The sequence below is a fragment of the Lelliottia sp. SL45 genome (assembly GCF_026672535.1).
Taxonomy (GTDB): Bacteria; Pseudomonadota; Gammaproteobacteria; order Enterobacterales; family Enterobacteriaceae; genus Enterobacter; species Enterobacter nimipressuralis.
The window spans coordinates 578,895-601,572 of sequence record NZ_JAPPRH010000003.1; the positions used below are offsets into that span (position 1 = coordinate 578,895).

The following is a 22,678-nucleotide window of genomic DNA, read 5'->3' on the forward strand; positions in this document are numbered from 1 at the left end:
CCATGCCCAACTGACTGCAACAATCACGCCTGATGGGATCGCTCTACGTCATCACATTGAGAAGGGTGCGCAATGGCCGTTACTGTACTGAAAAAAGGATATCTGGCGCTGGCAGCTTCGCTGTTACTGGTCGCGCAGGCGCAGGCGACTGAGCTGCTTAACAGTTCCTATGATGTCTCCCGCGAACTGTTTGCCGCCCTGAACCCGCCGTTTGAACAACAGTGGGCGAAAGAAAACAACGGCGACAAGCTGACCATCAAGCAATCTCACGCTGGCTCCTCCAAGCAAGCGCTGGCAATTTTGCAGGGCCTGAAAGCCGATGTGGTGACTTACAACCAGATTACTGACGTGCAGATCCTGCATGACAAAGGCAACCTGATCCCGGCCGACTGGCAGAGTCGTCTGCCGAATAACAGCTCGCCGTTCTACTCGACCATGGCGTTCCTGGTGCGTAAGGGCAACCCGAAAAACATCCATGACTGGAACGATCTGGTGCGTTCAGACGTGAAGCTGATCTTCCCGAATCCAAAAACCTCCGGTAACGCGCGCTATACCTATCTGGCGGCCTGGGGGGCAGCCGACAAAGCGGACGGCGGCGATAAAGCCAAAACCGAGCAGTTTATGACTCAGTTCCTGAGAAACGTGGAAGTGTTCGATACCGGCGGTCGCGGTGCGACCACCACCTTCGTGGAACGCGGGCTGGGCGATGTGTTGATAAGCTTCGAATCGGAAGTGAATAACATCCGTAAACAGTACGAAGCGCAGGGCTTTGAAGTGGTGGTGCCGAAGGTCAATATCTTTGCTGAATTCCCGGTCGCGTGGGTGGACAAGAACGTCAAAGCCAACGGTACGGAGAAAGTGGCGAAGGCGTACCTGAACTATCTCTACAGCCCGCAGGCGCAAACCATCATCACCGACTATTACTATCGCGTGGCGAACCCGGATGTGATGAACAAGCTGAAAGACAAATTCCCGCAGACCGATCTGTTCCGCGTGGAAGACCAGTTTGGCTCCTGGCCTGAGGTGATGAAAACCCACTTCACCACCGGTGGTGAGCTGGACAAACTGTTGGCGGCGGGGCGTAAGTGATGTTTGCAGTCTCCTCCAGACGTGTGCTGCCCGGCTTTACCTTAAGCCTAGGGACCAGCCTGCTGTTCGTCTGTCTGATTTTGCTGTTGCCGTTAAGTGCGCTGGTGATGCAGCTCTCTGAGATGAGCTGGGCCCAGTACTGGGAAGTGATCACTAATCCGCAGGTTGTGGCGGCATATAAGGTCACGCTGCTGTCGGCGTTTGTGGCATCGATTTTCAACGGCGTATTCGGCCTGCTGATGGCGTGGATCTTAACTCGCTATCGTTTCCCCGGCCGCACGCTGCTGGACGCGCTGATGGATTTACCCTTCGCGCTGCCGACGGCGGTGGCGGGTTTGACCCTCGCGTCGCTGTTTTCGGTGAACGGTTTTTACGGCCAGTGGCTGGCGCAGTTTGACATCAAGGTGACCTATACCTGGCTTGGGATCGCGGTGGCGATGGCCTTTACCAGTATTCCGTTCGTGGTGCGTACCGTGCAGCCGGTTCTGGAAGAGCTTGGCCCGGAATATGAAGAGGCCGCGGAAACCCTCGGCGCGACGCGTATTCAGAGCTTCTGCAAAGTGGTGTTACCGGAGCTTTCTCCGGCGCTGCTGGCAGGCGTGGCGCTTTCGTTCACCCGCAGTCTCGGCGAATTTGGCGCAGTGATTTTCATCGCGGGCAACATCGCGTGGAAAACCGAAGTGACCTCGCTGATGATTTTTGTTCGTTTGCAAGAGTTTGACTATCCGGCGGCGAGCGCGATTGCCTCGGTGATCCTGGCCGCATCGCTGCTGCTGTTGTTCTCGATTAACACTCTGCAAAGTCGCTTTGGTCGGCGTGTGGTAGGTCACTGATGGCGGAAGTTACACAATTGAAGCGCTACGACGCTCCCCGCATTAACTGGGGAAAATGGTTTCTGATTGGCACCGGCGTGCTGGTGTCGGCTTTTATTCTCGTTGTGCCGATGGTTTACATCTTCGTGCAGGCGTTCAGCAAAGGGATTATGCCCGCACTGCAGAACCTGGCCGACCCGGACATGCTGCACGCGATCTGGCTGACGGTGATGATCGCCCTGATTACCGTGCCGGTGAATCTGGTGTTCGGGATTTTGCTGGCGTGGCTGGTGACGCGGTTTAACTTCCCTGGCCGCCAGCTCCTGCTGACGCTGCTGGATATTCCCTTTGCCGTATCGCCGGTGGTCGCCGGTCTTATCTATCTCCTGTTCTACGGCTCTAACGGTCCGCTGGGCGGCTGGCTGGACGAGCACAACCTGCAAATCATGTTCGCATGGCCGGGCATGGTGCTGGTGACGATTTTTGTGACCTGTCCGTTCGTGGTGCGTGAGCTGGTGCCGGTGATGTTGAGTCAGGGCAGCCACGAAGATGAAGCGGCGATCCTGCTGGGCGCGTCCGGCTGGCAGATGTTCAAGCGCGTGACGCTGCCGAACATCCGCTGGGCGTTGCTGTACGGCGTGGTGCTGACCAACGCGCGTGCGATTGGTGAGTTTGGCGCGGTGTCGGTGGTTTCTGGCTCGATTCGCGGTGAAACCCTGTCGCTGCCGCTACAGATTGAATTGCTGGAGCAGGACTATAACACCGTAGGTTCCTTTACCGCCGCAGCCCTGCTGACGCTGATGGCTATTTTGACCTTGTTTTTAAAGAGTGTGGTGCAGTGGCGTTTAGAGAATCAAGAGAAACGCCTGCAGCAGGAGGGAAATCATGAGCATTGAGATTGCCAATATTAAGAAGTCTTTCGGCCGCACCCAGGTGCTGAACGATATCTCGCTGGATATCCCTTCCGGACAGATGGTGGCGCTGCTCGGGCCGTCCGGCTCCGGTAAAACCACGCTGCTGCGCATTATTGCCGGTCTTGAGCATCAGACCAGCGGCCATATTCGCTTCCACGGAACCGATGTCAGCCGCCTGCATGCTCGCGATCGTAAAGTCGGTTTTGTGTTCCAGCATTATGCCCTGTTCCGCCATATGACGGTGTTCGATAACATCGCCTTTGGCCTGACCGTGCTGCCGCGTCGCGAGCGTCCGAATGCCGCGACGATCAAAGCGAAAGTGACCAAACTGCTGGAGATGGTGCAGCTGGCCCATCTCGCCGACCGTTATCCGGCACAGCTTTCCGGTGGGCAGAAACAGCGCGTGGCGCTGGCTCGTGCTCTGGCGGTTGAGCCGCAGATCCTGCTGCTCGACGAACCTTTTGGCGCGCTGGACGCGCAGGTGCGTAAAGAGCTGCGTCGCTGGCTGCGTCAGCTTCACGAGGAGCTGAAATTTACCAGCGTCTTTGTGACGCACGACCAGGAAGAGGCGATGGAAGTGGCCGATCGCGTGGTGGTGATGAGCCAGGGGAATATCGAACAAGTTGATGAGCCGGAACAGCTGTGGCGTGAGCCTGCGACCCGTTTCGTTCTGGAGTTTATGGGCGAAGTGAACCGCATGCAGGGCACTATTCGTGGTGGACAATTCCACGTCGGCGCCCACCGCTGGCCGCTGGGTTACACGCCTGCCCATCAGGGACCGGTCGATCTGTTCTTGCGCCCGTGGGAAGTAGACGTCAGTCGCCGCACCAGCCTCGATTCCCCATTGCCGGTGCAGGTACTGGAGGCTAGCCCTAAAGGGCATTACACCCAATTAGTGGTACAACCCCTGGGCTGGTATACCGAGCCGTTGACGGTGGTGATGCGTGATGAAGAGACGCCATCGCGGGGCGATCGCCTGTTTGTCGGCCTGCAGCATGCGCGCATCTATCACGGCAACGAGCGGATCGAGTCGCGCGAGGATCTTGCTCTGGCGGAGTCAGCCTGATAGGTTAAAGTGACGTGGTATTTGCCGGGTGGCGCTGCGCTTACCCGGCCTACAAAACGATCCCTGTAGGCCCGGTAAGCGAAAGCGCCACCGGGCTTTTTATTGGACAGAATTCGTGAACACATTAGAACAAACTATCGGCAACACCCCTCTGGTCAAGCTGCAACGCATGAATCCCGATAATGGCAGCGAAATCTGGGTCAAACTGGAGGGGAATAATCCTGCCGGTTCCGTTAAAGATCGCGCGGCATTGTCGATGATTGTTGAGGCGGAAAAGCGCGGGGAGATTACGCCCGGCGACGTGCTGATTGAAGCGACCAGCGGTAACACCGGCATTGCGCTGGCGATGATTGCGGCGCTGAAAGGCTATCACATGAAATTGCTGATGCCGGACAACATGAGCCAGGAGCGGCGTGCCGCAATGCGCGCGTATGGTGCTGAGCTGATCCTCGTCACCAAAGAGCAGGGGATGGAAGGGGCACGCGATCTGGCTCTCGACATGGCCCAGCGCGGCGAAGGCACATTGCTGGACCAGTTTAATAATCCCGATAACCCTTACGCGCACTACACCACTACCGGGCCGGAAATCTGGCGCCAGACCGAAGGGCGCATCAGCCACTTCGTCTCCAGTATGGGCACCACGGGCACCATTACCGGCGTCTCCCGTTTTCTGCGCGAGCAGGAAAAACCGGTCACCATTGTGGGCCTGCAGCCGGAAGAGGGGAGCAGCATTCCGGGGATCCGCCGCTGGCCAGCGGAGTACATGCCGGGGATTTTTAATGCCCAGCTTGTGGACCAGGTGCTGGATATTCATCAGCGTGAAGCGGAAAATACCATGCGTGAACTGGCGGTGCGGGAAGGCATCTTCTGTGGCGTCAGTTCGGGTGGCGCGGTAGCCGGAGCATTGCGCGTGGCGCAGGCCTGTCCGGGGGCGGTTGTGGTAGCGATTATTTGCGACCGTGGCGACCGTTATCTGTCTACTGGCGTCTTTGGTGAAGAGAGTTATTCGCAGGGGGCGGGGATTTAAGCGTCATGGAGATGATTTTATTTCGGGATAAAACCCGTGCGCAGCAGACGGATATCGTCGCGGTGCAGTCGCAGGTGGTTTATGGCAGCGTGGGCAACAGCATTGCGGTGCCTAATATCAGACAACATCAGCTGACCGTGACAGCCGTTCCGACGGTGCTGTTCAGCAATACCCCGCATTACGACACCTTTTACGGCGGTGTGATCCCCGACGACTGGTTCAGCGGCTATCTGAAAGCCCTCGAAGAGCGCGATGTGTTGCGCGAGCTGAAAGCGGTGACCACGGGCTATATGGGCAGTGCCAGCCAGATTGCCATTCTGGCTGAGTGGCTGGTGGCCATTAAAGATAAACACCCTGATTTGTTCGTGCTGGTCGATCCGGTCATTGGTGACATCGACAGCGGGATCTATGTGAAACCCGAAATTCCGCAAGCCTATCGCGAGCATTTGCTGCCGCTGGCGCAGGGTATTACGCCGAACGTTTTTGAGCTTGAAGTGTTGAGCGGTCAGCCGTGCCGGACGCCGGAAAGCGCAATTACTGCTGCACAAAGTCTGCTGTCTGACTCACTGAAGTGGGTGGCGATCACCAGTGCGCCGGTGGAATCTGATCATGAGAACATTCACGTGGTGCTGGTAACGAAGGACGGTGTGACGGTGACGAATCATCCGCGCGTCGCAACCGACCTGAAAGGGACCGGGGATCTGTTCTGTTCTGAGCTGGTAAGCGGCATTGTGCAGGGCAGGGACGTCGCTGAAGCGATACGCCGTGCGGGCGACCGTGTGACAGAGGTGATGAAGTATACCCAGGAAAAAGGCTTTGATGAGCTAATCCTCCCCGCATAAACAAAAATGGCGCCCGAAGGCGCCATTTTTCTGTGCGGCAAGAATTACTTCTTGATGCGGATGACCGGAGTTTCACCCACGGTAACGCTGCCAGACAGTTTGATCAGTTCTTTGATTTCGTCCATGTTGGAGATAACAACCGGAGTCAGGGTAGACTTGGCTTTCTCTTCCAGCAGCGCCAGGTCGAATTCGATGACCGGATCGCCTACTTTCACACGCTGGCCTTCTTCAGCGATACGCTTGAAGCCTTCGCCTTTCAGCTCAACGGTGTCGATACCGAAGTGAACGAACAGTTCGATACCGCTATCAGATTCGATAGAGAACGCATGGTTGGTTTCAAAAATTTTACCGATGGTGCCGTCAACTGGCGCAACCATTTTGTTACCAGTTGGTTTGATAGCAATACCATCACCAACGATTTTTTCGGCAAAAACTACATCCGGCACGTCTTCGATATTGACGATTTCGCCAGACAACGGAGCAATAATCTCAATAGTTCCGGTGTCTTTCTTATCATCAGAAACCAGAGATTTCAGTTTATCGAACAAACCCATGATCTTCTCCTAAGCAGTAATTTGGGCCGCATCTCGTGGATTAGCAGATTGTTTTTTCTTCAATGAACTTGTTAACCAGCGTCATTAACTCGTCCGTTGTCGGTTGAGCAAGAGCCTGCTCTGCTAACACCTTCGCATCTTCGAAGTTCGTGTTACGGATAATCTTCTTAATGCGCGGGATGGAAATGGCGCTCATAGAGAATTCGTCCAGACCCATACCCAGCAACAGAAGTGTAGCACGTTCGTCGCCTGCAAGCTCACCACACATGCCAGTCCATTTACCTTCAGCATGAGAAGCATCAATAACTTGCTTGATTAGCGTGAGTACGGACGGTGACATTGGCTGGTAGAGATGTGAAATCATATCATTACCACGGTCAACTGCCAGGGTGTACTGCGTTAAATCATTGGTGCCGATACTAAAGAAGTCGACTTCTTTGGCCAAATGACGAGCAATCGTTGCTGCCGCTGGTGTTTCCACCATCACGCCCACTTCGATGGTTTCGTCAAAGGCTTTACCTTCGTCGCGCAGTTCCTGTTTGTAGATTTCGATCTCTTTCTTCAGTGCACGCACTTCTTCAACAGAGATGATCATTGGGAACATGATGCGCAGTTTACCGAAAGCGGAAGCACGCAGAATCGCACGAACCTGATCGCGAAGGATCTCTTTACGGTCCATGGCGATACGCACTGCACGCCAGCCCAGGAATGGGTTTTCTTCTTTCGGGAAGTTCATGTACGGCAGCTCTTTGTCGCCACCGATGTCCATGGTACGCACGATAACAGCCTGAGAGCCGCATGCTTCGGCAACCGCTTTGTATGCCGCAAACTGCTCTTCTTCAGTAGGCAGTGCGTCACGGTCCATGAACAGGAATTCTGTACGGTACAGACCAACACCTTCCGCGCCGTTGCGCTCAGCGCCATCAACGTCACGTACGGTACCGATGTTCGCGCACACTTCAACCTGATGTCCGTCCAGCGTGATGGCTGGCAGATCTTTCAGTTTAGCCAGTTCCGCTTTCTCAGTAGCAACTTGCTCCTGAACGGCACGCAGCTTTTCGATCTCTTCATTGGTTGGGTTGACGTAAACCAGATTGTTTACGGCATCCAGAATCAGATAGTCGTCGTTTTTCACCTGAGAGGTGACGCTACCAGTACCCACGATGGCAGGCAGTTCCAGAGAACGCGCCATGATAGAGGTGTGGGAGGTACGGCCACCGGCGTCGGTGATGAAACCCAGCACCTTGTTCAGGTTCAGCTGTGCGGTTTCAGACGGCGTCAAATCAGCGGCAACCAGGATAACTTCGTCCTGAATGGCGCTAAGGTCGATGATCGCCAGACCCAGGATGTTGCGCAGCAGGCGCTTACCGATGTCACGTACGTCAGCCGCACGTTCTTTCAGGTATTCATCATCCAGTTCTTCGAGGGCAGTCGCCTGACCTTCGATAATTTCATGTGCAGCCGCGTCGGCCGTCATGCCCTTATCTTTAATCAGGGCTATGATTTCCTGCTCCAGCTCCTCATCTTCGAGCAGCATGATATGCCCTTCGAAGATGGCTTCTTTTTCTTCACCGAAAGTTTCGCCAGCTTTAGTTTTGATCGCTTCCAGTTGCGCTGATGCCTTGGCACGACCGCTCAGAAAACGCTCAACTTCCTGATCAACCTTGTCGGCAGAAATTTTTTTCCGGTCGATGACGATCTCGTCTTCTTTCAGCAGAAGTGCTTTGCCGAAAGCGATACCCGGGGATGCTAAAATGCCTGAAATCATAACCCTACCTTACTTGTGACTGATATTGAAAAGAACCCGTAACTTACTCGAGCTCAGCCATCAGTTTTACCAGATGCTCAACTGCTTTCTGCTCGTCTTCGCCTTCTGCGGAGATGGTCACGACGGTACCCTGAGTCAGGCCCAGAGTCTGCAGCTTGAACAGGCTTTTCGCGCTAGCGCTTTTGCCGTTGGAGGTCACAGTGATCTCAGAAGTGAAGCCTTTAGCTTCTTTAACAAACTGAGCAGCAGGGCGGGTGTGCAGACCGTTCGGAGCGGTAATAGTAACTTCTTGCTGGAACATTGTATTTCCCCAACTTATAGGTTTAGTGTTGTGGAACTAAAGTCTAGCCTGGAGGCTTAACTTTAGCCTGTCTTGTTAGCGCTGACGTTTCGCTCGTCATTAAACATTATGCAGTGAAAGCGAGACTTGAACCAAATCATAAAATCGATTCAGCTTCTGTATTTCCCACATTGATTAATTTCGCGCTTCAAAATAATTGTCAGGTTAAATACCAGACCCGACGGGGTGAATCAATGCCAGGAGGAGTAAAAGTTTGACGCAGGCCACAAAAAAGCACCCGTTTGGGTGCTTTTTTACGCGTTATTAACATGCTGGCATTACTGTTGCAGTTCTTTTTCTGTGAACAGATCGGCAAACAATGCAGTGCTTAAATAACGCTCACCCGAGGACGGTAGAATAACCACAATAGTCTTATTGGTAAAGGTTTCATCTTCCTGGAGCTTCAGGGCAGCAGCGACTGCCGCGCCGGAGGAGATACCGGCCAGAATACCTTCTTCGTCCATCAGGCGACGCGCCGTGGAGATCGCCTCTTCGTTGGTGATCGCAACGACTTTATCGATAAGCTTCAGATCCAGGTTACCCGGGATAAAGCCCGCGCCGATACCCTGAATTTTATGTGGACCGGGTTTGATCTCTTCGCCGGCCAGCGCCTGGGCGATAACCGGGGAGTCCGTTGGCTCAACCGCAACGGTAATCAGATCCTTTTTGCCTTTTGTGCCTTTAATATAGCGGCTCACGCCGGTCAGCGTACCGCCGGTACCCACGCCTGAGATAAACACATCAACCTGACCGTCCGTATCTTCCCAGATTTCCGGACCGGTGGTTTTCTCGTGGATTTCCGGGTTTGCCGGGTTGCTGAACTGCTGCAACAGCAGGTATTTCGCCGGATCGCTGGCGACGATTTCTTCCGCTTTCTGAATGGCACCTTTCATGCCTTTCGCGCCTTCGGTCAGAACCAGATTCGCGCCCAGCGCTTTCAGCAGCTTACGGCGTTCGATGCTCATGGTTTCTGGCATTGTCAGGGTCAGTTTGTAACCGCGGGCAGCGGCGACGTAGGCCAGAGCGATCCCGGTGTTGCCGCTGGTCGGTTCAACCAGTTCGACGCCAGGCTTCAGAACACCGCGTTTTTCGGCATCCCAAATCATGTTTGCACCGATACGGCATTTTACGCTGAAGCTCGGGTTACGTGATTCTACCTTCGCCAGAATGCGTCCATTACCGATACGGTTCAGTCGAACCAGGGGCGTATGACCGATAGTCAGCGAGTTGTCTTCGTAAATCTTACTCATGGCCTGTCCTTAACTGTATGAAATTGGGATACCGTCCCAGCATACCTGTTGGATAAGTATGGGGAAGTAAGGAAATCGCATATCTATATGCTGCAAGGAAATAATGGCTATCAGTATGGAATAAGGATGGCATAAGCCACCCTTTGTTTACACAGTTTTGCAATTACTTCCATAACGCGTGCTTAGCACGATAGCAATCTACCCACATCGCCGTGGCGCCGCAGACCGCGACGGGCATGATGAACAGGTTCAGAACAGGGATCATGGTGAAGAGACTGGTCAGGGCACCAAACTGCATATTGGTGACTTTTTGCGTGCGCAGGGCCGTGCGCATCTCTTTGAACGGCACTTTGTGGTTATCGAACGGGTAGTCGCAATACTGGATAGCCAGCATCCACGCGCTAAACAGGAACCACAGCACAGGCGCCACGGTCTGGCCAATTCCGGGGATAAAGTAAAGGATGAGCAGAACAATGGCGCGCGGCAGATACCAGGCAAACTTCTGCCATTCACGTTTCATGATACGCGGTACGTCTTTCATGATGCCAAGCACACCGGTGTCTGGCGGCGTCGCGCCCGTCAGACGTGCTTCGAGCTGCTCCGCCAGCAGCCCGTTAAACGGCGCGGCTATCCAGTTGGCGATGGTCGAGAAGAAATAGCCAAAAACCAGCAGCACGGAGAGGACCACAATCGGCCACAGCAGATAGCTTAGCCACTGTAGCCAGTCAGGCACGTGGCTCATGATAGAGGGAACCCAGCTTTCGAGTTGGGTAAACAGCCACCAGAAAGCGCCGCCCATCAGCAAAATGTTGATCAGTAGAGGCAGAATCACAAAGCGGCGGATCCCAGGCAGGGTGACCAGCTTCCATCCCTGAGAAAAATAGCCTATACCGCTGCGCGGAGTCGTTGTTGATGTCGAAACCATAACCAGGCTGTACTCCTTTTTTCACAACCAGTGGAATTACACGCCTATATTATCGGGTTGTGGACCAATAACCAGTTCGGAAATGTTCGAAAAAACAGCAAAAAGCACGATTTCGTTCATCTTTATGCTTTGAATGCTCTGCACGCACTTGCACTTGACGTAATCGGCAAATACTCTTAGTGAGTAAATGTTTGCCGTGGTGGCAAGGTGTTAGAACAACAGAGAATATAATGATGCAGGATTTGCGTCTGATATTAATCATTGTTGGCGCGATCGCCATACTCGCTTTACTGGTACATGGTTTCTGGACCAGCCGTAAAGAACGCTCCTCGATGTTTCGCGATCGCCCACTGAAGCGCATGAAGTCCAGTCGTCACGACGATGATGGCGATGACGTCATTGACGATAACGACGACGAAGGCGTGGGTGAAGTGCGCGTTCATCGCGTCAATACTGCTGCGCCTGCCGCAGGCCATGGGGAGCATGAAGCACCTCGTCAGCCTCCGCAGCATCAGTATCAGCCGCCGTACGCGTCAGCTCAGCCGCGCCAGCCCGCGCCACAGCCTGTGGAAGAGCCGGTGCGTCAGCCGCAACCGCAAGCGCCTGTACAGCAACCCGTGCAGCAGCCGGTGCAGCCTCAGCCCGTTTCGCAACCCGTGCAACCGCCGCGTCCTGCTCAGCCGCTGACGCCAGAAATGCCGCCGCAGACTGTTCATACTCCACCTGCGCCGCAGCCAGAACCGGAGCCGTCTGTTGAACCGGAACCGGTGATCGAAGAAGCGCCAGTGGTCGAAAAACCGCAGCGTAAGGAAACGGTCATCATTATGAACGTGGCCGCGCATCACGGAACTCAGCTCAATGGCGACGTGCTGCTCAACAGCATCCAGCAGGCGGGCTTCAAGTTTGGTGACATGAACATTTTCCACCGTCATCTTAGCCCGGACGGAAGTGGCCCTGCGCTGTTCAGTCTGGCGAATATGGTGAATCCGGGTACCTTTGATCCGGAAATGACCGGTGATTTCACCACGCCGGGCATCACAATCTTTATGCAGGTGCCGTCCTACGGGGACGAACTGCAAAACTTTAAGCTGATGCTTCAATCCGCCCAGCATATCGCCGATGAAGTCGGTGGCGTGGTACTCGACGACCAGCGTCGAATGATGACGCCGCAGAAACTGCGCGAATATCAGGATCGCATCCGCGAAGTAAAGGAAGCTAACGCGTAATCTCTGCGTTCTCTTCCACGTCTCCTCAACCCCCGCCTGTCGGGGGTTTTTCTCATTGATGGTGCGCTATGGACTCAATCGAACAAAAAATTACTCACCTAAGAACCACACTTCGCCATCATGAATACCTGTATCACGTGATGGATGCACCGGAGGTTCCGGATGCGGAGTATGACCGCCTGATGCGCGAACTGCGCGAGCTGGAAACAGAATATCCCGATCTCATCACCCCTGATTCACCGACGCAGCGCGTCGGCGCCGCTCCGCTGGCCTCTTTCAGCCAGGTTCGCCATGAAGTGCCGATGCTGTCGCTGGATAACGTCTTCGACGAAGAGAGCTTTCTCGCGTTTAACAAGCGTGTTCAGGACCGCCTGAAAAGCGCCGACGTTTTGACCTGGTGCTGCGAACTGAAGCTCGACGGCCTGGCGGTCAGCATTCTTTATGAGAACGGTATTCTGGTGCGGGCCGCTACGCGCGGCGATGGCACCACGGGTGAGGACATCACCACTAACGTACGTACTATCCGCGCCATTCCGTTAAAGCTGCGCGGCGATAACATCCCGGCGCGTCTCGAAGTGCGCGGTGAAGTGTTCCTCCCGCAGGCGGGCTTTGAGAAGATTAACGATGAAGCGCGCCGCACCGGCGGCAAAGTCTTTGCTAACCCGCGTAATGCGGCTGCTGGCTCAATTCGCCAGCTAGATCCGCGCATCACGGCGAAGCGACCGCTGACGTTCTTCTGCTACGGCGTGGGTATCCTTGAAGGCGGCGAATTGCCTGATACCCATCTGGGCCGTCTGCTGCAGTTTAAAGAGTGGGGCCTGCCGGTCAGCAATCGCGTGCAGCTCTGCGACTCACCGGAAGCGGTGCTGGCGTTTTATCGTCAGGTCGAAGAAGACCGCCCGACGCTGGGGTTTGATATCGATGGCGTGGTCATCAAAGTGAACTCGCTGGCGCTTCAGGAACAATTAGGTTTTGTGGCGCGAGCGCCGCGCTGGGCGGTGGCGTTTAAATTCCCTGCTCAGGAGCAGATGACCTTCGTGCGCGACGTTGAGTTCCAGGTCGGGCGTACGGGTGCGATTACGCCGGTTGCACGTCTGGAGCCGGTTCAGGTTGCGGGCGTACTGGTGAGTAATGCCACCTTACATAATGCCGACGAGATCGCGCGTCTGGGTCTTCGAATTGGCGATAAAGTGGTGATTCGCCGCGCGGGGGATGTGATCCCGCAGGTGGTGAACGTCGTCGAATCTGAGCGTCCTGACAACACGCGCGCCATCGAATTCCCGGCCCACTGCCCGGTATGCGGTTCCGACGTCGAACGCGTGGAAGGTGAGGCGGTCACGCGCTGCACCGGCGGGTTAATTTGTGGGGCGCAGCGCAAAGAATCGCTCAAGCATTTCGTCTCGCGCAGAGCGATGGACGTTGACGGGATGGGCGATAAGATTATCGATCAGCTAGTCGAGAAAGAGTACGTCCACACGCCTGCGGATCTGTTCCGCCTGACGGCGGGCAAGCTGACCGGGCTGGATCGCATGGGGCCAAAATCGGCGCAAAACGTGGTCAATGCGCTGGAAAAAGCCAAAGAGACGACCTTCGCACGTTTCCTGTACGCGCTGGGTATCCGTGAAGTTGGTGAAGCGACAGCCGCCGGGCTGGCAGCCCATTTTGGCACCCTGGAGCAGCTTGAGAAAGCCTCGATTGAGGAGCTGCAAAAAGTGCCGGACGTGGGTATCGTTGTTGCGACGCATGTCTTTAACTTCTTTGCGGAAGAGAGCAACCGTGAGGTGATTGGCAAGCTGCTGGAGGAGGGCATTCACTGGCCTGCCCCGGTGGTGGTTAACGCCGACGAAATCGACAGCCCCTTTGCGGGCAAAACCGTGGTACTCACCGGCAGTTTGAGTCAACTCTCCCGTGACGACGCCAAAGCGCGTCTGGTAGCGTTAGGAGCAAAAGTGGCGGGCAGCGTGTCGAAGAAAACGGATCTGGTGATTGCAGGCGAGGCGGCTGGCTCCAAGCTTGCGAAAGCACAAGAGCTGGGCATTGACGTCATTGACGAAGCGGAAATGCTGCGCCTGTTAGGAGAGTAACGTGGAGAAAGAACAGCTCATCGACATCGCCAACACCGAAATGCCGTTCGGGAAATACAAAGGCCGTCGATTGATTGATGTGCCGGAAGAGTATTTGCTGTGGTTCGCGCGAAAAGATGAATTTCCGGCCGGGCGACTGGGTGAGCTGATGGCGATTACGCTGCTCATCAAAACCGAAGGGCTGAGCCATCTGGTTCAGCCCCTCAAACGTCCTTAAGCTTTCGCGGCGCGGGTCTCTTCCTGCGCCAGCTTTTCCGTCTGGCGCTTGTAACGGCGCGCCATCACCGCGCAGACCATCAGCTGGATCTGGTGGAAAATCATCAGCGGCAGCACCATCATCCCAATCACTGACGTCGGGAAGAGAATATTCGCCATCGGAATGCCGTTGGCGAGACTCTTCTTCGAGCCGCAGAACACAATGGTAATTTCATCCGCCTTATTGAAGCCAAACTTGCGGGCGGCAAAAGTATTCACCGCAATCACAATCGCCAGCAGAACGATGCTCACGAGCGCAATGAACAGAAGCGAGCCGATGCCAACTTTATGCCAGATGCCGTTCACCACGGCTTCGCCAAAGGCGGAGTAGACCACTAACAGGATGGAGGTCTGGTCGGTTTTGCCAATCCACTTTTTGTTTCTGGCGACGAAATCCCCCGTCCACGGGCGAGAAAGGTGTCCCAGCACGAACGGCAGCAGCAGTTGCAGACAGATTTTCCCGACCTGCTCGAGATTGCCCTCTGCGCCGTGCATGTTCATCAGCAGGCCCACCAGCAGCGGCGACACAAAAATCCCCAACAGACTCGACGCAGAGGCGGAACAGACCGCCGCGGCGACGTTACCGCCTGCCAGCGAGGTAAATGCGATAGCTGACTGTACGGTCGCGGGGAGAATGCACAGATACAGGAAGCCAGTATAGAGAGCCGGATCGACGTTGACCGGCGCCCACCAGGCGAAAAGCACGCCCAGTACCGGGAACAAGATGAAGGTGCTGCACATCACCCACAGGTGCAGCCGCCAGTGGCTTCCCCCGGCGATAATGGCCTCACGAGACAGCTTTGCGCCGTGCATAAAAAAGAGCAGGGCGATGGCCGCAGTGGTCAGGCCTTCAATGAAGGGAACAAAACTGCCGCGTGCCGGGAAGAAAGAGGCCAGCAGAACGACAGCAATCAGCGTGAGGGTAAAGGGATCGAGAACACGAAACAGTTTCATAAATGCTCCTGAAATCAGATTTCGCTATTGTGCTTTGTTCCCTTTGAGAAATAAAATCGATTTATTGCATCCATTCATGAATTAAACAGATGAATTACTCTTTGCGTCAGCTTCGCGTTTTTGTCACCGTCGCTCAGGCTCGCAGCTTCAGCCGCGCCGGAGAGATGATCGGCCTGAGTCAATCGGCGGTTAGCCACAGTGTGAAAGAGCTGGAATCACAGACGGGCGTGCGCCTGCTTGATCGCACCACCCGCGAAGTGGTGCTCACCGAGGCGGGGCAACAGCTGGCTGCGCGTCTGGAACGGCTGCTGGATGAGCTCAACAGCACCTTGCGCGATGTGGGCAGAGTGGGGCAGCAACTTTCCGGGACGGTGCGCGTCGCCGCCAGTCAGACCATTTCAGCGCATCTGATCCCGCAATGTATCGCTGAAAGTAACCGTCGCTATCCCGATATCGATTTTGTACTTCACGACAGGCCGCAGCAGTGGGTTCTGGAGAGTATCAGGCAAGGCGACGTCGATTTTGGGATTGTGATCGATCCAGGTCCGGTGACGGATCTGGAGTGCGAAGTGGTGCTGTCGGAGCCGTTTTTACTGCTGTGTCGCGACGATGACCCGCTGGCCGCGATGGCTCAAGTGACGTGGCAGGCGTTACAGGGGGCAAATCTGGTATTGCAGGATTATGCATCGGGGAGCCGTCCGCTGATTGACGCGGCGCTGGCACAGCAACGGGTGAATGCGACGATCGTTCAGGAGATTGGTCATCCCGCCACGCTCTTTCCGATGGTGGAGGCCGGAATTGGGATCAGCGTGTTACCTGCGCTGGCCTTACCGCTGCCGCAGGGCAGCCGCTTAGTCGTGAAGCGTTTCACGCCCTGTATTGAACGTAAGCTGATGCTGGTGCGACGAAAAAATCGCTCGCTCTCTGGTGCGGCTCATGCGCTTTGGGAGGTGGTACGTATGCAGGCACAGCGGTTAATGGAGGCCCGCATACGCGATCCGTTATTTAACGCGCCGAACGATTAGACGTAGATATCGATCTGATGCTCTGCGGAAGGTGAGTTTACGCCTTCTGCTCTGGCCTGCTTTTGCTCTTGTTTTTTCTGGCTTTCTTCGGCCTGCTCACGCTGTAACTGCGCCAGCTGAGCCTGTAGCATTTTGATTTGCGACTGAAGAAGCTCCTGCTGCTTTTTCTTGTCTTCGGTACTGCCGCTGCCGTTCGCAACATCCTTCAGCTGCTGAGTCAGCTTAGTGATTTGCGACGTCAGACGGCTGATTTGCGATGCGATATCGCTGCTGCCGGAGCTACCGCCGCCGCTGCTTGTGCTGCCTGTCTGCACTGATGGAGTTGATGCCTGGATTGTTGTCATTTTAAATCCTCTCGCCATAAAACAAGCATATCGGCATAAAAATCCATAGCTTGAGGGAACCTGCCAGATCTGGGAGGGGAGATGTGCCTGAAATAGGGCAGGTATCTTAAGCGAAGCGCCAGCGGATAATCGACTTTGGGGTTATTAATTGCGCACAGCAAAAAGGCGCCTTTAGGGCGCCTTTCCACATTGGTGGGTCGTGCAGGATGACCCGCTTCGCTCGCCCTTCGGGCCGTCGCCACAGGCGGCTCCGGTGTCTCACTTCGTTCGACTCGAACCTGCTGCAGGTTCTCATCCTGCCGAATTGCGCATAGCAAAAAGGCGCCTTTAGGGCGCCTTTCTACATTGGTGGGTCGTGCAGGATGACTCGCTTCGCTCGCCCTTCGGGCCGTCGCCGCAGGCGGCTCCGGTGTCTCACTTCGTTCGACTCGAACCTGCAGCAGGTTCTCATCCTGCCGAATTACGCATAGCAAAAAGGCGCCTTTAGGGCGCCTTTCTACATTGGTGGGTCGTGCAGGATTCGAACCTGCGACCAATTGATTAAAAGTCAACTGCTCTACCAACTGAGCTAACGACCCGAATGGTGGGTGATGACGGGCTCGAACCGCCGACCCCCTCCGTGTAAAGGAGGTGCTCTACCAACTGAGCTAATCACCCATTTCGGTACTACTAAAACAAGATTTAAGAATGGTGGGCGATGACGGGCTCGAACCGCCGACCCCCTCCGTGTAAAGGAGATGCTCTACCAACTGAGCTAATCGCCCAATCTTAAATTCTTATCTACACTGCGGTATCTACGTAAAGTAGATGGTGGGTGATGACGGGCTCGAACCGCCGACCCCCTCCGTGTAAAGGAGGTGCTCTACCAACTGAGCTAATCACCCCCGCTGTGTGGAGTCGCATTATAGGGAGAGTTGAAAATGAGTCAACGCCTTTTCTAAAGATTTTGTTTGTTCGTCGTAAAATTAAACAAACGGATCACAAAATGTCCCGCGCAGCATGATTTCTAAACAAATTTCGCAAACCTGCATGTCAATCAGGCAACATCATTGAGGAATCGCCCCACAGTGATAGAATATTGCCCATTGTTTTTTTCCCAGCATTTGCCGGTCGTCGGCATCTTTATAACGTAAGGCCATTTCATGAAAATCAAAACTCGCTTCGCGCCCAGCCCGACAGGCTATCTGCACGTCGGTGGTGCCCGTACTGCTCTTTATTCCTGGCTTTTTGCACGTAACCACGGCGGTGAGTTCGTGCTGCGTATTGAAGACACCGATCTCGAGCGTTCCACACCGGAAGCTATTGAAGCCATCATGGATGGCATGAACTGGCTGAACCTGGAGTGGGATGAAGGCCCGTATTTCCAGACGAAACGTTTTGATCGCTATAACGCCGTCATTGATGAAATGCTGGTCGCAGGCACCGCGTATAAATGTTACTGCTCCAAAGAGCGTCTGGAAGCGCTGCGTGAAGAGCAAATGGCGAACGGCGATAAGCCTCGCTACGACGGCCGCTGCCGCCACAGCCATGAGCATCATGCTGCTGATGAGCCGTGCGTAGTGCGTTTTGCTAACCCGCAGGAAGGCTCTGTGATCTTTGACGATCAGATCCGTGGTCCGATTGAGTTCAGCAACCAGGAGCTGGACGATCTGATTATTCGCCGTACCGACGGCTCACCGACCTACAACTTCTGCGTTGTAGTGGATGACTGGGATATGGAAATCACTCACGTTATCCGTGGTGAAGACCATATCAACAACACGCCACGTCAGATCAACATCCTGAAAGCGCTGAATGCGCCTGTGCCGGTTTATGCGCACGTGTCGATGATTAACGGTGACGACGGTAAAAAACTGTCCAAACGTCACGGTGCCGTGAGCGTGATGCAGTACCGTGATGATGGCTATCTGCCAGAAGCACTGCTGAACTACCTGGTGCGTCTGGGCTGGTCCAGCGGCGATCAGGAGATCTTCAGCCGTGAAGAGATGATCAAGCTGTTCTCCCTGAATGCCGTGAGCAAATCTGCCAGTGCGTTTAACACTGATAAACTGCTGTGGCTGAACCATCACTACATCAACACCATGCCAGCCGAGTACGTTGCGACCTATTTGCAGTGGCACATTGAGCACGCAAACATTGATACCCGTACCGGTCCGGAACTGGCGGATCTGGTCAAACTGCTGGGTGAGCGCTGCAAAACCCTGAAAGAGATTGCGGAAAGCTGCCGTTATTTCTACGAAGAGTTTGACGAGTTTGATGCTGACGCCGCGAAAAAACACCTGCGTCCGGTTGCGCGTCAGCCGCTCGAAGTGGTGCGCGATAAGCTGGCGGCACTGACCGACTGGACCGCAGAAAACGTTCATCATGCGATTCAGGCAACGGCCGATGAGCTGGAAGTGGGCATGGGTAAAGTCGGTATGCCACTGCGTGTAGCAGTGACCGGCGCGGGTCAGTCACCGGGCCTGGATGTTACTGTCCACGCGATTGGCAAAACCCGTAGCGTTGCGCGTATTAACAAAGCCCTGGGCTTTATTGCTGAGCGCGAAAGCCAGCAGTAATCACCCCGCTACAAACGAGCGGCAAAACGGCAGGTTATCCTGCCGTTTTTTTATGCCTCTTCTTCAGCAATACCGAGCCGGGTAAGGAACCCCTGAATACCTTCACGTGCCAGCAATACAGCGAGCCTCTCTTGTTCGAGTGGCGTCATGTTCTCCAGGGGAGCCGTCACCTGACGTAACAGGCTGGTCGTTTTCACCTCGCCATACTCAACGGACGCTTCAGCGAGCTGATAAATAGCCTGGCGGCTACGCATCGCAGGGAGACTGATAAGGTGTTCACGCACGCGGGAATCGATATGGATGAGCCTGGCCCGGCCGCCTTTCACGCCGTTCAGCGCTTCCGTTTTCCATCCTTGTTTACGTATCCAGCGGTTTACTGTTTGTTTGGCGACCCCGAGGCTATCAGCCAGCTCTTCCGTGGTCATCTTGCTCCGTAATCTTTTCATATCAACTCTGGTCGCGTATCCCTAAACGTTGTAGCAATCCGGTAATCCCATCCCGCAGTAGTAAAGTGGTTAGCTGCTTTTGCTCATCCGGTGTCATTTCATTGGCCAGGGTCAGCAGGAGAGAAGTGAGCGAACTCGTGTCGGACACGTTTTCACCGGGCTGAGAGTCCTCAGTAATGCGAGACGCGCTGCGGATAAACTCGCGCACCTTTTCATTAACGTGGACCAGACGCGCTTTACCGCCCTGAACACCTGGCTTTGGTGATGTTTTCCAACCCTCTTTTCGTACCCATTTATTGATGGTCTGTCGGCTATAACCAGTGAGCCGGGATAACTCCTCTGGCGTCATTCGTTCCTTGATCATGCAATTACCTGAATATTAGTAGGGTTAATGAGTGCTTCATGTTATAGCACCCTTTTATGCGAAAACGTGACAGGTTTAACTACTGGCTGCGAGCAGCTTCGCAATGTGATTCATTTGCCTGATTTTTCGACGATTGAAAGGGAAGGGCTGATTTTGCCGTTGACACTCTGCGGTGGAATTCATATTATGCCGCCCGTCAACACGACAGCTTTACGTTGGGGCTATAGCTCAGCTGGGAGAGCGCTTGCATGGCATGCAAGAGGTCAGCGGTTCGATCCCGCTTAGCTCCACCAAATTCTTATCCAGGAGAGTTTGGAACGTAAAGAACTGTGGGGCTATAGCTCAGCTGGGAGAGCGCTTGCATGGCATGCAAGAGGTCAGCGGTTCGATCCCGCTTAGCTCCACCAAAATTCAGACCCTCGCCGAAAGGCGGGGGTTTTTTTATGCGTTTGTTATCAACTCCTGCCTTTTTTGTTGCCACACGTGTATGTTTACCTCTCAGACCTTTATCGAAATCAATAAATCGGAGCATTTAAACCCGGAAACTTGATTCGCTCAATTAATAAACTTACCATTCATTCAGCCAATTATTCGCCTGGGAAATAGCGCCTTGCTAAGAATGAAAAGTCACCTACGTAATAATTTACAATTATTTATGCTAGCGCAAATCTTGTGCCTGGTGATTGTTCCTTTTTCTCGCTACATTTCCCCGAAAACCTTTCTGGATGGCCATTACGTCTATTTAGCCTGGCTGCCGTTGAGCGTTATGCTGGCAGTGATCTTCTTGTTTGGCCGTCACGCTATTCTTCCCATTATTTTCAGTTTTGCGTTAACGAATTTTTATCAGTTTCAGTTAACGATACTTCAGCAGGTCGTTATCCTCTTCTGTCAGACGGCGTCGGTGTTTGCAGCGTGCGGCGTGGTGCGCGTCCTGCTGGGCAGGCGCTGGCGATTCGGGCTACCTAACCAGCATATCGGGATACGCATTTTCTGGCTGGGATTCGCCATTCCCCTCGGCATAAAAGTGTCGATGTACTTAGCCGGTTATTTCTTTGATTTTCCTCTTTCCATTTCAAACTTCTTTGGCGATGGGACACCAATTTATAACATTGTGGATATACAGAGCCTGTTTTGTGCCAGCCTGATATTTACAATGATGTTCTATTACCCCTTAAGAATGATAATTAATCCCCGCTATGCTCGTACCTTCTGGTTACGAAGCATTAAGCCGTATCTTATTCAAAATAATCCCGTATTTGCATTACTCTGGCTGATGGGTTTGTCGCTGGTGATGCTGATCTTGTGCGCGCCAATTGAAGAAAACTATATCTCCGGGTATCTGGTCCCCCTCATATTTATTCTTTTTACCGTCGCGATTAGTCGGATGAGCTATGCGCTTGTTTCCCTGAGCTGGGCAATTTCCGTTTTCTTGCTGCTGACCTATAACAAAAACTTTCTGAATGGCGTGCAGAACGGCTACGCGCTGGCATTTGTCCTGTCGGTCCTGATCTCTTTCGCGATCTGTTTGATGTACATGTCGCGGATCTATCATCGCAGTGAATGGCTGAAGCAAGGCTGGCACGAAAGGGCGCTAACCGATCCGCTCACAGGTTTAGCCAATATGCGCGCCCTGGAAGACTATTTGCAGCACTATCCGGATGCCAAAATCTGCTGTCTGCGTATGGGAAATCTGGGGTTTCTTAGTCGCCATTACGGGATGTTGATGCGCATCTACTGTAAGCGAGCCATTACCTCGTCAGTTCAGCCGTTACTGCAGGCGAACGAAAAATTCTTCCAGCTGCCGGGCAGTGAATTGATTCTGGTGCTGTCAGGCCCGGACACTGGAGAGCGCCTCCAGCACATCGTCGATCGGCTGAACAGCCGCAAGATTTACTGGAACAACACCGGGCTAGACATCGAGTTTGGTGCAGCCTGGGGAGAGCTGGAAGGGCAGGAGGGCGAAAACCTTCACCATACGCTTGGGCAACTGAGCTGGCTCTCAGAGCAATCCTGCGTTACTCACAGAGTGCTGGCGCTGACGAATAGCGTTGAGAGGGTTTCAGGGCAAACAACGGAGCGCGTCTTAATGTTGAGCCGGGTAAAACGGGCGCTGGAGGAGGGGGGTGTGCGTCTGTATGCTCAGCCCATCCAGAATGCTGTGGGTGAGGGCTACCACGAAATTCTCACCCGACTGGAGAGCGACGGCGAAATCATTACCCCCGATCGTTTCATCCCGCTGATTGCCCAGTTCAACCTGAGTCATCGTTTTGACCTCTGCGTGGTGGAAAAGGTGCTGATCTGGCTGAGCACCCATGCCACACCGCCAAACAGTGCCCGTTTTTCTGTCAATCTGATGCCGATGACGCTCAATCAAAAAGACGTCGCCGCCGAAATCATTGCCCTGTTTGAGCGCTACGCCATCGCGCCGCAGGCGGTCATTCTGGAGGTCACGGAAGAGCAGGCCTTCTCGGACTCAGAATCCAGCATCCAGAATATCCAGCAGATGCGCGAGTATGGTTTTAAAATTGCGATTGATGATTTCGGGACGGGATACGCTAACTACGAACGGTTAAAACGCCTGCAGGCTGACATCATCAAAATCGACGGATGTTTCGTAAAAGATATCTGTACTGACAGCATGGATGCGACGATTGTGGCGTCGATTTGCAATCTGGCAAAGACCAAATCCCTGTATGTGGTGGCCGAATTTGTTGAAACACCGGCGCAACGACAGCTGTTGCTTGAGATCGGGGTCGATTATCTGCAGGGGTATTTGATTGGGAAACCGCAGCCGCTTGCCGAACTGGAGGCGTAAAAAAGCCGGGGGCAAAAACC

21 protein-coding genes, 6 tRNA genes and 2 other RNA genes are annotated in these 22,678 nt (G+C 54.2%); 14 read left to right on the forward strand and 15 right to left on the reverse strand.

Annotated elements, in window-relative coordinates:
- Positions 1–72: 72 nt before the first annotated feature.
- The 6 genes from OVA10_RS08665 (at position 73) to pdxK (ending at position 5,750) form a co-directional block, all read left to right on the forward strand.
- A complete protein-coding gene (locus OVA10_RS08665; RefSeq protein WP_268195784.1) occupies positions 73–1,089 on the forward strand; it encodes a sulfate ABC transporter substrate-binding protein in 1,017 nt (338 codons plus the stop codon).
- Entirely contained in the window at positions 1,089–1,922 is an 834-nt protein-coding gene (gene cysT, locus OVA10_RS08670) for a sulfate/thiosulfate ABC transporter permease CysT (RefSeq protein WP_100779371.1), read from the forward strand. Before OVA10_RS08665 ends, cysT begins: the two co-directional genes overlap by 1 nt.
- On the forward strand, positions 1,922–2,797 hold the full coding sequence (gene cysW, locus OVA10_RS08675) for a sulfate/thiosulfate ABC transporter permease CysW (protein WP_100779372.1): 876 nt from the start codon (positions 1,922–1,924) through the stop codon (positions 2,795–2,797). Before cysT ends, cysW begins: the two co-directional genes overlap by 1 nt.
- A complete protein-coding gene (gene cysA, locus OVA10_RS08680; protein WP_268195785.1) occupies positions 2,787–3,881 on the forward strand; it encodes a sulfate/thiosulfate ABC transporter ATP-binding protein CysA in 1,095 nt (364 codons plus the stop codon). Before cysW ends, cysA begins: the two co-directional genes overlap by 11 nt.
- Positions 3,882–3,996: 115 nt before the next feature.
- A complete protein-coding gene (gene cysM, locus OVA10_RS08685; RefSeq protein WP_102104944.1) occupies positions 3,997–4,908 on the forward strand; it encodes a cysteine synthase CysM in 912 nt (303 codons plus the stop codon).
- 5 nt (positions 4,909–4,913) lie between these two features.
- Entirely contained in the window at positions 4,914–5,750 is an 837-nt protein-coding gene (gene pdxK, locus OVA10_RS08690) for a pyridoxine/pyridoxal/pyridoxamine kinase (protein WP_268195786.1), read from the forward strand.
- A 44-nt stretch (positions 5,751–5,794) separates the two neighbouring features.
- Here the strand turns inward: pdxK and crr are convergent, their stop codons facing one another.
- From crr to cysZ, 5 genes are all read right to left on the reverse strand, one after another.
- Positions 5,795–6,304, reverse strand: coding sequence for a PTS glucose transporter subunit IIA (gene crr, locus OVA10_RS08695; RefSeq protein ID WP_049841435.1), 510 nt, complete (start codon positions 6,302–6,304; stop codon positions 5,795–5,797).
- Between the two features lie 40 nt (positions 6,305–6,344).
- Positions 6,345–8,072 carry a phosphoenolpyruvate-protein phosphotransferase PtsI gene (ptsI, locus tag OVA10_RS08700; protein WP_100779376.1) on the reverse strand — a complete coding sequence of 576 codons (1,728 nt, stop codon included), beginning with the start codon at positions 8,070–8,072 and terminating at the stop codon, positions 6,345–6,347.
- 43 nt (positions 8,073–8,115) lie between these two features.
- On the reverse strand, positions 8,116–8,373 hold the full coding sequence (gene ptsH, locus OVA10_RS08705; protein ID WP_000487600.1) for a phosphocarrier protein Hpr: 258 nt from the start codon (positions 8,371–8,373) through the stop codon (positions 8,116–8,118).
- 317 nt (positions 8,374–8,690) lie between these two features.
- Positions 8,691–9,662: a cysteine synthase A gene (cysK, locus tag OVA10_RS08710; protein ID WP_102104941.1), complete on the reverse strand. Its 972-nt coding sequence runs from the start codon at positions 9,660–9,662 to the stop codon at positions 8,691–8,693.
- Between the two features lie 163 nt (positions 9,663–9,825).
- A complete protein-coding gene (gene cysZ, locus OVA10_RS08715; RefSeq protein WP_100779378.1) occupies positions 9,826–10,587 on the reverse strand; it encodes a sulfate transporter CysZ in 762 nt (253 codons plus the stop codon).
- Between the two features lie 230 nt (positions 10,588–10,817).
- Here cysZ and zipA point away from each other — a divergent pair, with 230 nt between their 5' ends.
- From zipA to OVA10_RS08730, 3 genes are all read left to right on the forward strand, one after another.
- Positions 10,818–11,813: a cell division protein ZipA gene (gene zipA, locus OVA10_RS08720; RefSeq protein ID WP_268195790.1), complete on the forward strand. Its 996-nt coding sequence runs from the start codon at positions 10,818–10,820 to the stop codon at positions 11,811–11,813.
- Positions 11,814–11,881: 68 nt separating this feature from the next.
- Positions 11,882–13,897, forward strand: coding sequence for an NAD-dependent DNA ligase LigA (gene ligA, locus OVA10_RS08725; RefSeq protein ID WP_268195791.1), 2,016 nt, complete (start codon positions 11,882–11,884; stop codon positions 13,895–13,897).
- A gap of 1 nt (position 13,898) precedes the next feature.
- Positions 13,899–14,114 (forward strand): DUF3820 family protein, encoded by a 216-nt coding sequence (locus tag OVA10_RS08730; RefSeq protein WP_100779381.1) that lies wholly within the window; start codon positions 13,899–13,901, stop codon positions 14,112–14,114.
- Here OVA10_RS08730 and OVA10_RS08735 read toward each other — a convergent pair.
- On the reverse strand, positions 14,111–15,106 hold the full coding sequence (locus OVA10_RS08735) for a bile acid:sodium symporter family protein (protein WP_100779382.1): 996 nt from the start codon (positions 15,104–15,106) through the stop codon (positions 14,111–14,113). The genes OVA10_RS08730 and OVA10_RS08735 overlap by 4 nt on opposite strands.
- An 89-nt stretch (positions 15,107–15,195) precedes the next feature.
- Between OVA10_RS08735 and OVA10_RS08740 the strand changes: the two genes are divergently transcribed.
- A complete protein-coding gene (locus OVA10_RS08740) occupies positions 15,196–16,131 on the forward strand; it encodes a LysR family transcriptional regulator (RefSeq protein WP_100779383.1) in 936 nt (311 codons plus the stop codon).
- Here OVA10_RS08740 and OVA10_RS08745 read toward each other — a convergent pair.
- From OVA10_RS08745 to OVA10_RS08775, 7 genes are all read right to left on the reverse strand, one after another.
- Positions 16,128–16,475, reverse strand: coding sequence for a FlxA-like family protein (locus OVA10_RS08745; protein ID WP_100779384.1), 348 nt, complete (start codon positions 16,473–16,475; stop codon positions 16,128–16,130). The genes OVA10_RS08740 and OVA10_RS08745 overlap by 4 nt on opposite strands.
- Positions 16,476–16,665: 190 nt before the next feature.
- Positions 16,666–16,790: non-coding RNA, RtT sRNA (locus OVA10_RS08750), on the reverse strand.
- Between the two features lie 31 nt (positions 16,791–16,821).
- Positions 16,822–16,946: non-coding RNA, RtT sRNA (locus tag OVA10_RS08755), on the reverse strand.
- A 31-nt stretch (positions 16,947–16,977) separates the two neighbouring features.
- Positions 16,978–17,053 (reverse strand) — tRNA-Lys (locus OVA10_RS08760).
- A gap of 3 nt (positions 17,054–17,056) precedes the next feature.
- A tRNA-Val gene (locus OVA10_RS08765) sits at positions 17,057–17,132 on the reverse strand.
- Positions 17,133–17,163: 31 nt separating this feature from the next.
- Positions 17,164–17,239: transfer RNA gene (locus OVA10_RS08770), tRNA-Val, on the reverse strand.
- 44 nt (positions 17,240–17,283) lie between these two features.
- Positions 17,284–17,359, reverse strand: a tRNA-Val gene (locus OVA10_RS08775).
- 258 nt (positions 17,360–17,617) lie between these two features.
- On the opposite strand from OVA10_RS08775, the gene gltX reads away from it, so the two are divergent.
- Complete coding sequence (gltX, locus tag OVA10_RS08780; RefSeq protein ID WP_268195792.1) at positions 17,618–19,033, forward strand: glutamate--tRNA ligase; 1,416 nt, start codon at positions 17,618–17,620, stop codon at positions 19,031–19,033.
- 50 nt (positions 19,034–19,083) lie between these two features.
- On the opposite strand, the gene OVA10_RS08785 is transcribed toward gltX, so the two are convergent.
- Together OVA10_RS08785 and OVA10_RS08790 are read right to left on the reverse strand one after the other, a co-directional pair.
- Positions 19,084–19,479, reverse strand: coding sequence for a YfeC-like transcriptional regulator (locus tag OVA10_RS08785; protein WP_100779386.1), 396 nt, complete (start codon positions 19,477–19,479; stop codon positions 19,084–19,086).
- Between the two features lies 1 nt (position 19,480).
- On the reverse strand, positions 19,481–19,843 hold the full coding sequence (locus OVA10_RS08790) for a YfeC-like transcriptional regulator (RefSeq protein ID WP_142503417.1): 363 nt from the start codon (positions 19,841–19,843) through the stop codon (positions 19,481–19,483).
- Positions 19,844–20,060: 217 nt separating this feature from the next.
- Here OVA10_RS08790 and OVA10_RS08795 point away from each other — a divergent pair.
- From OVA10_RS08795 to OVA10_RS08805, 3 genes are all read left to right on the forward strand, one after another.
- A tRNA-Ala gene (locus OVA10_RS08795) sits at positions 20,061–20,136 on the forward strand.
- Between the two features lie 38 nt (positions 20,137–20,174).
- Positions 20,175–20,250, forward strand: a tRNA-Ala gene (locus OVA10_RS08800).
- A gap of 212 nt (positions 20,251–20,462) precedes the next feature.
- Positions 20,463–22,658, forward strand: a complete 2,196-nt coding sequence (locus tag OVA10_RS08805) for a sensor domain-containing phosphodiesterase (protein WP_416079302.1) — start codon at positions 20,463–20,465, stop codon at positions 22,656–22,658.
- Positions 22,659–22,678 lie beyond the last annotated feature (20 nt).

Bases quoted from the DNA above. Each gene is read 5' to 3' on its own strand.
- OVA10_RS08665 (WP_268195784.1), top strand. From the start codon at position 73: ATGGCCGTTACTGTACTGAAAAAAGGATATCTGGCGCTGGCAGCTTCG.
- cysT (WP_100779371.1), top strand. From the start codon at position 1,089: ATGTTTGCAGTCTCCTCCAGACGTGTGCTGCCCGGCTTTACCTTAAGC.
- cysW (WP_100779372.1), top strand. From the start codon at position 1,922: ATGGCGGAAGTTACACAATTGAAGCGCTACGACGCTCCCCGCATTAAC.
- cysA (WP_268195785.1), top strand. From the start codon at position 2,787: ATGAGCATTGAGATTGCCAATATTAAGAAGTCTTTCGGCCGCACCCAG.
- pdxK (WP_268195786.1), top strand. From the start codon at position 4,914: ATGGAGATGATTTTATTTCGGGATAAAACCCGTGCGCAGCAGACGGAT.
- crr (WP_049841435.1), bottom strand. From the start codon at position 6,304: ATGGGTTTGTTCGATAAACTGAAATCTCTGGTTTCTGATGATAAGAAA.
- ptsI (WP_100779376.1), bottom strand. From the start codon at position 8,072: ATGATTTCAGGCATTTTAGCATCCCCGGGTATCGCTTTCGGCAAAGCA.
- ptsH (WP_000487600.1), bottom strand. From the start codon at position 8,373: ATGTTCCAGCAAGAAGTTACTATTACCGCTCCGAACGGTCTGCACACC.
- cysK (WP_102104941.1), bottom strand. From the start codon at position 9,662: ATGAGTAAGATTTACGAAGACAACTCGCTGACTATCGGTCATACGCCC.
- cysZ (WP_100779378.1), bottom strand. From the start codon at position 10,587: ATGGTTTCGACATCAACAACGACTCCGCGCAGCGGTATAGGCTATTTT.
- zipA (WP_268195790.1), top strand. From the start codon at position 10,818: ATGATGCAGGATTTGCGTCTGATATTAATCATTGTTGGCGCGATCGCC.
- ligA (WP_268195791.1), top strand. From the start codon at position 11,882: ATGGACTCAATCGAACAAAAAATTACTCACCTAAGAACCACACTTCGC.
- OVA10_RS08735 (WP_100779382.1), bottom strand. From the start codon at position 15,106: ATGAAACTGTTTCGTGTTCTCGATCCCTTTACCCTCACGCTGATTGCT.
- OVA10_RS08740 (WP_100779383.1), top strand. From the start codon at position 15,196: ATGAATTACTCTTTGCGTCAGCTTCGCGTTTTTGTCACCGTCGCTCAG.
- OVA10_RS08745 (WP_100779384.1), bottom strand. From the start codon at position 16,475: ATGACAACAATCCAGGCATCAACTCCATCAGTGCAGACAGGCAGCACA.
- gltX (WP_268195792.1), top strand. From the start codon at position 17,618: ATGAAAATCAAAACTCGCTTCGCGCCCAGCCCGACAGGCTATCTGCAC.
- OVA10_RS08785 (WP_100779386.1), bottom strand. From the start codon at position 19,479: ATGAAAAGATTACGGAGCAAGATGACCACGGAAGAGCTGGCTGATAGC.
- OVA10_RS08790 (WP_142503417.1), bottom strand. From the start codon at position 19,843: ATGATCAAGGAACGAATGACGCCAGAGGAGTTATCCCGGCTCACTGGT.
- OVA10_RS08805 (WP_416079302.1), top strand. From the start codon at position 20,463: ATGAAAAGTCACCTACGTAATAATTTACAATTATTTATGCTAGCGCAA.